The organism is Shinella sp. S4-D37 (assembly GCF_040812195.1).
Lineage (GTDB): Bacteria > Pseudomonadota > Alphaproteobacteria > Rhizobiales > Rhizobiaceae > Shinella.
Map to the genome: position 1 here is coordinate 375,496 of NZ_JBFNXL010000001.1, position 11,707 is coordinate 387,202.

Annotated in this window: 12 protein-coding genes and 1 pseudogene; 9 read left to right on the top strand and 4 right to left on the bottom strand. The window is 65.6% G+C overall.

Annotated features, from left to right (window positions below; genetic code table 11):
* On the top strand, nt 1-1,458 hold the full coding sequence (locus tag AB3G45_RS01730; RefSeq protein ID WP_367828922.1) for an aldehyde dehydrogenase family protein: 1,458 nt from the start codon (nt 1-3) through the stop codon (nt 1,456-1,458).
* Nucleotides 1,459-1,531: 73 nt separating this feature from the next.
* Here the strand turns inward: AB3G45_RS01730 and AB3G45_RS01735 are convergent, their stop codons facing one another.
* Entirely contained in the window at nt 1,532-1,642 is a 111-nt protein-coding gene (locus tag AB3G45_RS01735) for a helix-turn-helix transcriptional regulator (RefSeq protein WP_367828971.1), read from the bottom strand.
* 20 nt (nt 1,643-1,662) lie between these two features.
* Nucleotides 1,663-2,064: a hypothetical protein gene (locus AB3G45_RS01740; protein WP_367828923.1), complete on the bottom strand. Its 402-nt coding sequence runs from the start codon at nt 2,062-2,064 to the stop codon at nt 1,663-1,665.
* Between the two features lie 222 nt (nt 2,065-2,286).
* Here AB3G45_RS01740 and AB3G45_RS01745 point away from each other — a divergent pair, with 222 nt between their 5' ends.
* Nucleotides 2,287-2,592: an NAD(P)-binding protein gene (locus AB3G45_RS01745; protein ID WP_367828924.1), complete on the top strand. Its 306-nt coding sequence runs from the start codon at nt 2,287-2,289 to the stop codon at nt 2,590-2,592.
* 128 nt (nt 2,593-2,720) lie between these two features.
* Nucleotides 2,721-3,173 (top strand): PPC domain-containing DNA-binding protein, encoded by a 453-nt coding sequence (locus AB3G45_RS01750; protein ID WP_367828925.1) that lies wholly within the window; start codon nt 2,721-2,723, stop codon nt 3,171-3,173.
* An 87-nt stretch (nt 3,174-3,260) separates the two neighbouring features.
* Here AB3G45_RS01750 and AB3G45_RS01755 read toward each other — a convergent pair whose 3' ends face one another.
* Nucleotides 3,261-3,557 carry a PRC-barrel domain-containing protein gene (locus AB3G45_RS01755; RefSeq protein WP_367828926.1) on the bottom strand — a complete coding sequence of 99 codons (297 nt, stop codon included), beginning with the start codon at nt 3,555-3,557 and terminating at the stop codon, nt 3,261-3,263.
* 275 nt (nt 3,558-3,832) lie between these two features.
* Between AB3G45_RS01755 and AB3G45_RS01760 the strand changes: the two are divergent.
* The 6 genes and pseudogenes from AB3G45_RS01760 to AB3G45_RS01785 all read left to right on the top strand — a co-directional run.
* Nucleotides 3,833-4,351: pseudogene (locus AB3G45_RS01760) on the top strand (cache domain-containing protein); the annotation flags it as partial.
* Nucleotides 4,352-5,241: 890 nt separating this feature from the next.
* The gene (locus AB3G45_RS01765) at nt 5,242-5,508 is read left to right on the top strand and encodes a sensor histidine kinase (protein ID WP_367828972.1); all 267 of its coding nucleotides are present in this window, start codon (nt 5,242-5,244) and stop codon (nt 5,506-5,508) included.
* Nucleotides 5,505-6,836 carry a sigma-54-dependent transcriptional regulator gene (locus tag AB3G45_RS01770; RefSeq protein WP_367828927.1) on the top strand — a complete coding sequence of 444 codons (1,332 nt, stop codon included), beginning with the start codon at nt 5,505-5,507 and terminating at the stop codon, nt 6,834-6,836. The genes AB3G45_RS01765 and AB3G45_RS01770 overlap by 4 nt, the downstream gene beginning before the upstream one ends.
* A gap of 195 nt (nt 6,837-7,031) precedes the next feature.
* On the top strand, nt 7,032-7,988 hold the full coding sequence (locus tag AB3G45_RS01775) for a TAXI family TRAP transporter solute-binding subunit (RefSeq protein ID WP_367828928.1): 957 nt from the start codon (nt 7,032-7,034) through the stop codon (nt 7,986-7,988).
* The gene (locus AB3G45_RS01780) at nt 7,989-8,507 is read left to right on the top strand and encodes a hypothetical protein (protein WP_367828929.1); all 519 of its coding nucleotides are present in this window, start codon (nt 7,989-7,991) and stop codon (nt 8,505-8,507) included.
* Complete coding sequence (locus AB3G45_RS01785) at nt 8,504-10,504, top strand: TRAP transporter permease (protein ID WP_367828930.1); 2,001 nt, start codon at nt 8,504-8,506, stop codon at nt 10,502-10,504. Before AB3G45_RS01780 ends, AB3G45_RS01785 begins: the two co-directional genes overlap by 4 nt.
* Before the next feature lie 54 nt (nt 10,505-10,558).
* Here AB3G45_RS01785 and AB3G45_RS01790 read toward each other — a convergent pair whose 3' ends face one another.
* Nucleotides 10,559-11,563: a helix-turn-helix transcriptional regulator gene (locus AB3G45_RS01790; protein ID WP_367828931.1), complete on the bottom strand. Its 1,005-nt coding sequence runs from the start codon at nt 11,561-11,563 to the stop codon at nt 10,559-10,561.
* Between the last annotated feature and the right edge of the window lie 144 nt (nt 11,564-11,707).

The following is an 11,707-nucleotide window of genomic DNA, read 5'->3' on the forward strand; positions in this document are numbered from 1 at the left end:
ATGAGCAGAACGATACAGTCGGTTCTTCCCGCAAATCGTGATCTCTATTATGGCGGCCGATGGCAAGCGCCGCATGGCGGCTATGCCGACGTTTTCAATCCGTCGACCGGCGAGAGCCTCGGCCCCGTCGCACAGGCCGATCTCGAAGATGTCGAGGCGGTGATCGCCGCGGCCCGTGCGGGCTTCGAGGACTGGCAGGGGACGCTGCCGAAGAAGCGGTCGGCGGTGCTGCGCGAGATCGCGGGCGTTATCCGGGCGAATGCCGAGGAGCTTGCCCTTCTCGATGCCGCAAACTGCGGCAACCCGGTTACCGCCCTGCTGCGCGATGCGGAAAACGCCGCCACCAAGCTCGATTACTTCGCCGGCGTGGCGCTCGAGGCCAAGGGAAGCACGATCCCCGCGGGCCAGGATATGATGTGCATGACGGTGCGCGAACCCTGGGGCGTCTGCCTCCGGATCGGTGCCTTCAACCATCCGCTCTCTTTTGCCGGCGGCAAGCTCGGCGCGCCACTTGCGGCGGGAAACAGCGTGATCATGAAGCCCTCGCCGCAGGCGCCCCTCTCCGCTCTGCGGCTGGCGGAACTCATCGAGGGCATCGCGCCGCCCGGCGTCATCAATTTCGTGACATGCGGGCTCGAAGCCACGCAGGCGCTGGTGGGCCACCGCGATGTCGCGATGGTATCGATCGTCGGCAGCATCGCGACGGGAAGGGCGGTGGCAAAGGCCTGCGCCGACCGGCTAAAGCCGATGATCTGCGAACTTTCGGGCAAGAATGCGCTGATCGCCTATCCCGACGCGGATGTCCACCGTACCATCGAGGGCGCGGTGCGGGGCATGAATTTCACCTGGTGCGGCCAGTCGTGCGGATCGACGTCGCGCCTCTTCGTTCATGCCGATATCCACGATGCCGTCGTCGAGGGCGTCATCGCCGCGACGCGGCGCTTCAAGCCGGGTCTTGCGACCGATCCGGCCACCAATATGGGCGCCATCATCTCCAAGGCGCAGTACGAAAAGATCATGAACTATATCGACCTCGGCAGGCGGCAGGGCGCAACGCTTCGGCTGGGCGGTGCCCGTCCATCGACGCCGGAGCTCGCCAATGGCTACTTCATCGAGCCGACGATCTTCACCGACGTCACGCCGGACATGGCGATCGCCCATGAGGAGATTTTCGGCCCTGTCCTCGCGGTGATCAAATGGACCGACGAGGCAGACATGATGCGTCACGTCAACAGCGTCGACTACGGCTTGACCGCCGCGATCTATACGACGAACGTCACCACGGCCCATCGTACCGCCCGGCAGCTTCAATCCGGCTTCGTGTGGGTCAACGACACGTCGTCCCATTACATCGGCGCGCCGTTCGGCGGCTACAAACTGTCGGGCGTGGGGCGTGAAGAATCGATCGAGGAACTCCTCGAATTCACGCAGGTCAAGACGATCAAGATCGCGCTTTGAGCGGCTTGCACGCGCGTCCTGGTCGTTCATCATGAGCAGGCCGTAGTCGGTTATTACAGGCCCGCCCCCAATATCATACTGCCGAACAGTGCATCTCGCGAAACAGCCGCGGCGTGATGCCGAACCGCCGCTCGAAGGCTTCGCAGAAGCGTGCTGCCGGTGAAAGGCCGACCTCGGCCGCCACCGATTTCAAGGAAAGCCGCGTCAAAGCAGCATGCGGGCGGCATGGAGACGGGCGGTCTCGACAAAGCGACCCGGCGTCTCACCGGTGGCGGCCGCGAACTTGCGGTGGAACGTGCGCTCGGTGAGGCCGGCCCGACCGGCAAGAACGGGAACATCCAGGGGTGACCTGAGGTTTGACAGTATCCAGGCGATGAGAGCGGCGAAGGGACTGTCGGCTCTTGCCTGCGCCTGGAGCAGAGGGCTGAACTGCGACTGGTGGCCGGGACGGCGCGCATAGAGCACCAGCCGCTTGGCGACTGCGCCGGCATTGCCGGCGGACACGTCGCAAGCCACCATGGCAAGCGCCATGTCGATGCCGGTGGTCACGCCGGCGGAGGTCCACAGCCGGCCGTCGACGACATAGAGCGCATCGGGGTCCACCATGACGGACGGGAAGGCTGACGCAAGCGGCGCGCAGGCATCCCAGTGGGTGGCGACCTTGCGGCCGCCGATACGAGGTCGACGGTGTAGAACGGCGGCCGGCCGCTGAGGCCCAGAGCGCGGTTGGCGCTGGTGAAGGCCGAGATTGGTCCGGACGTGTCGAGAAGCTCGAAGCCGGGATAAACGGCGAAGTCGAGGCGATGCATTGGCAGAAAATACAGGACCATGAAGGCGTTGATCGCGGGCGCAGGTATCGGCGGATTGACAACCGCTCTCTTCCTGCACCGGGCCGGGATCGAGGTGGAGGTCTTCGAGCGGGCCAGGTCGTCTGGCAGGAATTGCGCGGTATCGAGGCGGGGCAGGACGCACCGCAGTTCAGCATCCACCGGGGCCGGCTGCTTGGTCTCATCCACCCGGCTGTCGTCGATCGGCTGGGGCCGGATGCGATCCGGGCGGGTCGCGCGCGGCTATGCGAGCCTGGCCGGTTTTGCGCCGAACAGCCCTTCGGCCACCGCAAGTGAGGACACCTGATGACCGACGCTGGACCTCTCATACGCCTTGCCGATGGACGATGCCCGAAGGCATGCGGAAAGCCTGCCGCCGAAGCTGGGGAACAGAAGCGCTCCGATTGCCTTTTCCTTCCATCAAGGGAGGAAACGATGAAGCACAAACTTCTGGCCAGCGATGCGGACGAGCGCACATTCATCCTCGTCCTCGACGAAGGAGACGAGGCCTTCAAATGCATCACTGATTTTGCCGAACGCGAGAACGTGACCGCCGCCTCGATCACAGCGATCGGCGCTTTCCGCGCCGCAACGATCGCTTTCTTCGAGCTGGACACGAAAAACTACCGCAAGATCCCTGTCGAGGTTCAGTCGGAAGTGCTCAGCATGCTGGGTGATATCGCGGTGGACGACAGCGGCAAGGCGAGCTTGCATCTGCATGTGGTCCTCGGGTTCTCCGACGGAAGCACCAAAGGAGGGCATTTCCTGGAGGGTCATGTCCGTCCCACGCTCGAAGTCATGCTGCGGGAAACGTCCGCCGCGTTGAAGCGCACGCATCGGCCCGATCTCGGTATTGCGCTCATCGATCTGGACACGGTCAGCAGGTGAGCGGCTTGACTGGTTGCGGCGGCTATGGCTACGCATCGGCCCACTCCAGGTGGAGCGGGCCGCATGCCTCAAAACCGGTGGTCACGCTCAATGACGATGCTCGGGCATCTCCTTGAGCTGATCCTTCGTCCAGGCCGTAACCGCATGAACATCGCCGTCCTCGTCCCTCATGAAGTCGAGGTCCGTCAGAGGCACCGCAACCGGCTTGGCACCGATGCCGAGGAAGCCGCCCACATCGATAATGGCCGTGCTGCCTGCCCCGTCGCCATGGACGTGATCCACCTTGCCGACCTTGTGATCGTCGGCTCCATAGACGGTCGCGCCCTCCAAAATATCGGGGGTGAGCTCGGCTGCCGTCAGACGGGTGTGGTTTGTATGATCCATTGTCGTTCTCCTGTTGAAGATCCCTCAACGAGGAGAGCAAACGCAAGGTTCCGACCCTGGGGGTAACGGATCTCGTTCCGCCCCTCTCTTGCCGCGTTGTCAACGGCCGGCGCGCCTGCCACAATGGTTCGTCGCCAGACGCAGGGAGGATCATGGCGGGACGCTTCTTCCATAGCCGTGGCTCCGCGCTCGCGCTTGCCATCCTCGTCACGCTGCTGGCAACGGCCGTGACGTGGCTGGGTGCGCTCGAAACCGGCAGAAGCCGTGCCATCGCCATGCTCGATGGAGAGCTACAGGTGCTGGCGCGCTCGGTCGACAGCGAGATCGAACGCTTCCGCTATCTGCCCTCCGTCATCGCGCGCGACGGCCGCATCCGTGCGGTGCTTGCCTCGCCTTCGGCCGGTGCCATCGCGCAGGCCAACGCTTATCTCGCCGATATCCGTGCCGATTCGCGCGCTGACGAACTCTATGTCATGACCGCCGATGGCTTGACGGTGGCGGCCAGCAACCATGCCGAACCGTCGAGCTTCGTCGGCCAGAACTATCGCTTCCGGCCGTATTTCCAGGACGCCCTCACCACGGGCGCCGGGCGCTACTATGCCGTCGGCGTCACCACGGGAGAGCCCGGCTATTTCCTCGCCTCGGTCATTCGCGAAGGCGAGCGCAGACTTGGTGTCGCCGTGGTGAAGCTCGACATGCGCGGGCTCGAACGCGCATGGACTGAAAGCCACAGCGTCGCGGCGATCGCCGACCAGGACGGCGTCATATTCCTCACCGGCCACGCGCCGTGGAAATACCGGCCGCTTCATCCGCTCGGCAAGGCCGTGCTGGCCAGGATTGCGGTCACGCGCAAATATGACGGCGTCGAACTTTCCGCCGCCGCGCCGATCTTCTCGGGCGTGCCCGAGCGGCCGGACGTGATCGACCTCGTCAAGGCGGGCGGCCTGCATCTTGTCCGGTCCGCCGCCCTGAAATCGGACGGGTGGCGATTGTGGGCGGCGACCGGTCTCGGGCCGATCCGCGCCAATGCCGCGCTCTACGCGCTGCTCGTCGCGCTCACCGGGGCGCTTTTCACCGGCGCCGGCATCTATCTGCACCAGCGCCGGCAACTCATTCGCACCAAGCTCGATGCCCATGACAAATTGGAACGCCGTGTCGTGGAGCGTACCGCTGAACTGCACCGCGAGATCGACGACCGCCGCCGCGCGGAGGCCGAGTTGCGGGCGACCCAGGCCTCGCTCATCCAGGCCGCCAAGCTTGCCGCGCTCGGCCGCATGTCGGCTGCGATCGTTCATGAGGTGAGCCAGCCTCTGGCGGCGATGGAAAACACGCTCGCCTCGACCGGGTTGCTGGCCGAACGCGGCGACAGCCGGGCCGTCGGTGAAAAAGTGCGCGTCGCGCGCGATCTCGTGCGGCGCATCCAGCGCACGGTGAAGTCGCTGAAATCCTTCGCGCGGAACGAACCGGCCCGCCAGGAACTCGTCGACGCCGACCGGGCGGTGGCGACCGCTCTCGAACTTGCCGCGCCACGCGCAGCCGCCGAAGGCGTGACGATCGAGGTGCATACTCTCGATCGGCGTGCTCTGGTCAGCGCCCATGCCATCCGCCTCGAGCAGGTCATGCTCAACCTGGTGCTCAACGCGCTCGATGCCGTGCGCGGCCGCGACAATCCGCTGGTGTGTGTGTGCGTACCGAGCGTAGCGCCGGGGCGGTTCGCATCCATGTCTGCGACAACGGGCCCGGCGTTCCCGAGGATGTTCGCGAACGTATCGCCGAACCTTTCTTCACCACCAAGATCACTGGTGAGGGGCTGGGCCTCGGCCTTTCCATCTCGCGCGCACTCATCCATGAGTTCGGCGGTTCCCTCGTCTTCGAGACCGCGGAAGGCGAGGGCGCGACCTTTACCGTCTCTCTGCCCGAGGCCGTCTCCCTTCGCGAGGCGGCCGAATGAACCGCGGGGCGGTCCTTGTCGTCGACGATGAAGCCGAGTTGCGCTGCTCCGCTTCCGAGTGGTTGTCGCTCAGCGGCTTTTCGGTCGTCACGGCCAAGGACGGCGCCGAGGCGCTCGCCTGGCTCGATCGCCAGCCGTTCGAGGCCCTGGTCTCCGACATGCGCATGCCCGGCATGGACGGGCTTGGCCTGTTGGATGCCGCGCGGCTGAAGCGCCCGCTCCTGCCGGTCATCCTGCTCACCGGCCATGGCGATGTCACGCTGGCCGTCGAGGCGATGCGTGCCGGCGCGCATGATTTTCTCGAAAAGCCCTATGATGCCGATCATCTCGTCGCCGTGCTGGATCGCGCTGTCGCGCTTGGCCGGCTCAAGAAGGAGGTGAGCCGGCTGCGCGTCGCTGCCGGCGGGGACCTTGAAAGCCGCTTTGTCGGTTCATCGCCCGAAGTCGTTGCGCTCCGCGGCCGCCTCGCTCCGCTCTGCGACCTCGATGTCGACGTGCTCGTCAACGGCGAGACGGGAACGGGCAAGGAAGTCGTCGCCCGCGCTCTCCACGATCTCGGCAAGCGTCGCGACCGTCCCTTCGTGGCGCTCAACTGTGCCGCCATTCCCGAAAGCATCTTCGAGAGCGAGGTGTTCGGCCATGACAGGGGCGCGTTCACCGGCGCGACGCAAAAGCGCGAGGGCAAGATCGAACATGCCCATGGCGGCACGGTCTTCCTGGACGAGATCGAAACCATGCCGCCGGCGCTGCAGGCCAAGCTGTTGCGCGTCATTCAGGAGCGGGTCGTCGAGCCTCTCGGCTCCAACCGCCAGGTCCCGGTCGACGTGCGTTTCATCGCCGCGACCAAGACCGATCTGCGGCGCGAGGGCGAGGCTGGCCGCTTCCGCTCCGATCTCTATTTCCGGCTGGCCACGGTCGAGATCGCCATTCCGCCGCTGCGCCATCGCCGCGACGATGTGGGGCTTCTTTTCCGGCATTTCTGCGAGGACGCCGCCCGCCGCCACAAATTCGCGGTGCCGGCGGTATCGGCCTCGCTGGTGGGGCGGCTCGAAGCCCATGACTGGCCGGGCAATGTGCGTGAATTGAAGGCCTGCGCCGAGCGCTTCGTTCTCGGGTTGCCGCTTGCTTTCGGCTCTGTCGCGCAGACCGCATCGCAGGACACCGCCCCCTTGCCCGAGCGCGTCGCCGCATTCGAGGCGCGGCTGATCCGCGAGGCGCTCGACGACAACGGCGGCAGCGCGCCGGCTGCCTCGGTCTCGCTCGGCATACCGCTGCGCACGCTGAACGAGAAGATCGTCCGCCACGGCCTGCGCGAGATGATCGGCTGATCGGCAAGAAACCGCCGGGGGCGGGAGAAATCGGGCGGAATCTTGCCCGCACGCGCTGCCGCTCCCGAAGGTAGGTCGACATAAGCCATTGAAAAGTCTGCCTCCCCGGGAAACATACCTTCTGGCATGCATCATGCTAACCTGAAAGTGACGGGCTTGGTCGTTCGGCCGCCCGGCAATCAGGGAGGAATCGCAATGCATTTCAATGCCACGAAACTGTTTTCCGCCGCCGGGCTGCTGCTGCCCGCGCTGTTCCTGGGGGCGCCTGCGAGCGCCCAGACCGTCAACCTGTCCATCGCCACCGGCGGCACGGGCGGCGTCTATTATCCGCTCGGCGGCGGCATCGCGACGGAAATCCGGGAGAATGTCGCCGGCTACGACGCCACCGTCCAGGAGACCAACGCTTCGGTCGACAACATGCTTCTGCTCAAGACCGGTGCGGCGGCGCTCGCCATCGCCGTGGGGGACACGGTGGCGGCCGCGGTCGCGGGCGAGGCGCCCTTCGATGAGGCCCTGGACGTCTGCGCGATCGGCACCATGTACAGCAACTTCATGCAGCCGATTACCACGCAGAGCACCGGCATCAAGAGCGTTGCGGACCTGAAGGGCAAGAGTGTCTCGGTCGGCGCGCCCGGCTCGGCGACCGAAGTGGGTGCGGTCCGCATCCTCGAGGCGGCGGGTCTCGACCCCTCGACCGACATCGACCGCCGGCAGCTTGGTGCCGCCGAGACGGTGGCGGCGCTGCGTGACGGCACGATCGACGCCGGATTCTGGTCCGGCGGCCTGCCGACCGGGGCTTTGGTCGATCTCGCCAGTACCGGGGAAATGAAGATCATCCCGATCGGCGAATACGCCGACGCGCTCGCCAGCAAGTATGGCGGCTACTATGTCGCGCAGGACATGCCCGCCAATACCTACCAGGGGCAGACGGAGGCCGTGTCGGTGATCGCCTCTCCGAACGTGCTGGTGGCACGCACCGACATGGATGTGGCGCTACAGCAGAGCATCACCGCCGCCATCTTCGACAACAAGAAGGATCTTGTTCAGGTGCATCCGGCGGCCAAGGAGCTCGATGCCTCCACCGCCGGCAAGATTTCCTTCATCAAGACCTGCCCGGGCGCACAGGCCTATTACGACAAGGTCAAGGGCTGAATGCCCTTGCTGAAGGCGGCCGTCGCCGTCGCGCTGCTTGCCGGCCTGACGGCATCGAGCGTCGCGGCGAGCGCGCTCGATGCCGGGCGGGACAAAGCCGGGCAGGCCATCGTCATTCGTGGCGATGGCGGCAAGGTGCTGGCGCGCTTGCCCCTTGCCGGCCAGCGCTTTGCCGTGAGCTACCGCAATTCGCTCTACGGCACGTTGGCCGAAGAACGGTATGCGGTTCTGCCTGACGGCCGCTACCGGCTCGTCGAGATCGCGGCCGACCAGTTGGCCGTGCTCGAGGAATACTATGCCGTTCCGGCCGCGCCGCAGCGCGCGGCCGGAACGGATCGCCGCAAATGGGTCGTCCGGCCGGACCCCGACAGGCCGGAGGTGATCGAGAAATTGTCGATCGCCGCGACAGATCTTGGCAAGCGTACCGTGCATGTTCCCGGAGAACCGCCGCTCGAACTGTGGCGGCTGGTCGAGAACGCGCATCCCTTCGTTGTTCTGGATATTGAGGAGAAGCCATGACCGACCGATCAAGCCTTGGCGGCGCTGTTGAGCAGGATCCGGCGTTCGACGAGGAAGCGCTGCTGGCCGAATACGAGTCGGAGAAACCGGCGCGCCGGCTGAGCGCGTTTCCGCTTCTTACGGTCCAGACGATCGGCGTCGGCCTGTCGCTCTTCGGGCTCTATTGGGTGTTCCACCCGATGGCGACGCAGTTCTACCTCCCGGCCTTCCTGATGATCACCCTGCCGATGACCTTCTTGGTCTATCGCGGCTGGAGCCGGCCGGAAACCTCGAACGGGACCGAACGGCCCGACAACCCGCATGTCGTCGACTGGCTGCTGGCGGCGATCACGGTGGTCCCGTTCGCCTATATCATCTGGGATTGGGATTCGTTCTTCCGGCGGGCGATCATTCCCACGCCGGTCGACCTTGTGATGGGGACGATCGCCATCGTCGCCACCTTGGAGACGGCCCGCCGAACCGTCGGGCTGCTGGTGCCGCTGGTGGTCGTCGCCTTCTTCGGCTACGCATTCTGGGGCGATGCCCTGCCGGCGCCCTTCGGCACGGCGACCTTCGGATGGCCGCGGCTGGTCGGCCACAACGTCATGGGTACGCAAGGCCTGTTCGGCGTGCCCACGGACGTGGCGGCGAGCTACATCATCCTCTTTACGATCTACGGCGCGGTGTTGAACGGATCGGGCGCCACCCGCTTCTTCATCGACCTGTCCTTCTCCGCCTTCGGACAGTCGCAGGCGGGACCGGGCAGGACCGTGACGCTGGCCGGCTTCCTGCTCGGCACCGTCTCGGGTTCGGGCGTTGCCACCACCGTCACGCTCGGCGGCATATCCTGGCCGCTGTTGCGCAAGGCGGGATACCCGCAGGAGCACGGCGGTGCCGTTCTCGCCGCGGCCGGTATCGGCGCCATCATGTCGCCTCCGACCTTGGGCGCCGCCGCCTTCATCATCGCCGCGCTGCTTGGCGTTTCCTACCTGCAGGTCCTGATCTGGGCGACCATTCCGACGGTCCTCTACTATCTCGGCATCATCCTGGCGATCGAGATGGACGCACGGCGCTTCAGGACCCGGCCGGTCGAGTTCGACGTCCAGCCCGTGGGCCGGCTGCTCCTGCATTTCGGCTACCATTTCAGCTCGCTGGTCGCGATCGTGGTGTTCATGGCGATGGGCATGACCCCCTTCCGCGCCGTGGTCTACGCGACCGGACTCGCCTTCGCCCTCAGCTTCTTGCATCGCGAATCCTGGATGACGCCCCGGCGCATATGGGCCGCGCTCGCCGAAGGGGCGACCGGTGCGCTGTCGGTCGTTCCGGTGATGGCGGCGGCGGGACTGATCGTCGGTGTGATGACGCTGACCGGGCTCGGGCTCAAGCTGGCGAACATCATCGTCATGCTCGCCAACGGCAACCTGATGCTCACGGCCCTTTTCTCGGCGATATCGGTCGTTCTCCTCGGCCTCGCGGTCCCGGTGACCGCGAGCTTCATCATCTCCTGGGTGATCATCGGCCCGGCCCTGCAGAATGTCGGCGTACCGGCCTATGCCGCGGCGATGTTCATCTTCTACTACTCCGTGCTGAGCGAGGTTTCTCCGCCAACTGCACTCTCCCCGTTCGCGGCTTCCGCCATTACCGGCGGCAAGCCGGTCAAGACCATGTGGCTGACTTGGCGGTACACATTGTCGGCCTTCCTGGTTCCGTTCATCTTCGTGTTGTCCGAGCCCGGGGTAGGCCTCCTGCTCCAAGGCGGATGGCAGACGGTCCTGCTTGCATTCTTTGTTTCCGCCGTTGCGGTCTCCGCGCTCGCGGTGGCGACCGGCGGCTGGCTGCTAGGCCCCGCCGGGTGGACCGAGCGTGTTCTGTTCGGTTTCGGCTCCATTGCGCTTCTGGTGATGGAGCCGATCTTCATGGCCGTCGGCGCCGCGGTGATCGTGAGCGGGCTGATCGTTCACATCGTAAGGCGGCGGCATGCGGGGCGTGAACCGCTTCCGCCAGCAGCGGAACGATGAGCCCTCACATGGAGGCCGTCGGCATATCGCTTGTCGATTGTCTTGGCCGGGCCGTCAAACCCTGTTCTTCACCGCCGTCGGAACGATGCCGAACCGGCGGCGGAAGGCGGTGGCGAAGTTGGCGGGGTTGGTGTAGCCGGCGATGACGCTTGCGTCCTGCACGCTGGCCTCGCCCCTGGCGAGGACGGCGAAGGCGCGTTCGAGCCTGATATTGCGGACATAGTCGAAGATGCTGCGGTTCTCCGCAACGCGGAAGAGGCGTTGCAGGCCGCTGGCGCTGATGCCGGCTTCGCGCGCGATGGCGTCGACGCTCAATGGTTCGGCGATGCGCATCTCGATGAAATCCTTGGCACGTTGCAGGCAGGTCGCGTCCTGCCGGGTCAAGAGGCTTCCGCCGGCATCGCTGCGATCGGCTTTCAGGACCGCCGCCATGGTCTCGGCCACCAGCTCCACGGCACGGCTTTCCAGATAGAGGTCCCGCAGTTCCGGAATGAGCGGCGAGGGCGTAAAGATCTGGCGCACGAGGTCCCCCATTCGAGGGGTGAGCGTCCAGCGATGCTCGGCGAGATGATCGCGCAGCAGGCGCGCGCCGCCCTTGGTATCGACGACGGTCTCGAGAACGTCCCGGTGCAGCCATTCCGGCGTGGCGGAGACGACGAGATGGCGCAGGTGCTGCCGTCCGCGCGAGGCGCGCGCGAAATGTTCGGGGCAGGCATTCATGATCGCCACCCCCCGCGCCACGCCGTCATCGGCCTGGAAGGCGAAGCGGCGGTCTCCTATCGACAGGTCCACGCTGCCTTCGAGGAAGAAGATGCAGGAAAGCTCCTCCGGTAGCAGCGAGGTGGCCGTGAAGGCGCGCTCCTCGATGGCATCGCTGACATGTAGCACGAGACCGCGGCGCAGCTCGCGGTGCAGGAACGCGCCTTTCATCAGCGTGTCGTCGGGGGAGAGCCGGTCGTCGGGGCTGTCGAGCGCAATGCCGTCGTGCCGAAGAAAGTCGCGGACGCGCACTCGTCCTTCGTTCGCCTGCTGCCCGGCCTCGCCTGCTGCGACCGCCATGCTCAATCCTTCACTCCTGCCGTGCGCGAACCGGCCGACATTGACCGGCCGATACTAACGGACCTTCACCCCTTGCCGAGATTTCCCGGATCGCAAAGGCATCTGCGCGTTTCGCAAAGGAACCGACATTGCCGGCCGTGCCAA

Excerpts from the sequence above, each read along its gene's own strand:
- AB3G45_RS01730 (WP_367828922.1), top strand. The coding sequence starts at position 1 with ATGAGCAGAACGATACAGTCGGTTCTTCCCGCAAATCGTGATCTCTAT.
- AB3G45_RS01740 (WP_367828923.1), bottom strand. The coding sequence starts at position 2,064 with ATGGTGGACCCCGATGCGCTCTATGTCGTCGACGGCCGGCTGTGGACC.
- AB3G45_RS01745 (WP_367828924.1), top strand. The coding sequence starts at position 2,287 with ATGAAGGCGTTGATCGCGGGCGCAGGTATCGGCGGATTGACAACCGCT.
- AB3G45_RS01750 (WP_367828925.1), top strand. The coding sequence starts at position 2,721 with ATGAAGCACAAACTTCTGGCCAGCGATGCGGACGAGCGCACATTCATC.
- AB3G45_RS01755 (WP_367828926.1), bottom strand. The coding sequence starts at position 3,557 with ATGGATCATACAAACCACACCCGTCTGACGGCAGCCGAGCTCACCCCC.
- AB3G45_RS01770 (WP_367828927.1), top strand. The coding sequence starts at position 5,505 with ATGAACCGCGGGGCGGTCCTTGTCGTCGACGATGAAGCCGAGTTGCGC.
- AB3G45_RS01775 (WP_367828928.1), top strand. The coding sequence starts at position 7,032 with ATGCATTTCAATGCCACGAAACTGTTTTCCGCCGCCGGGCTGCTGCTG.
- AB3G45_RS01780 (WP_367828929.1), top strand. The coding sequence starts at position 7,989 with ATGCCCTTGCTGAAGGCGGCCGTCGCCGTCGCGCTGCTTGCCGGCCTG.
- AB3G45_RS01785 (WP_367828930.1), top strand. The coding sequence starts at position 8,504 with ATGACCGACCGATCAAGCCTTGGCGGCGCTGTTGAGCAGGATCCGGCG.
- AB3G45_RS01790 (WP_367828931.1), bottom strand. The coding sequence starts at position 11,563 with ATGGCGGTCGCAGCAGGCGAGGCCGGGCAGCAGGCGAACGAAGGACGA.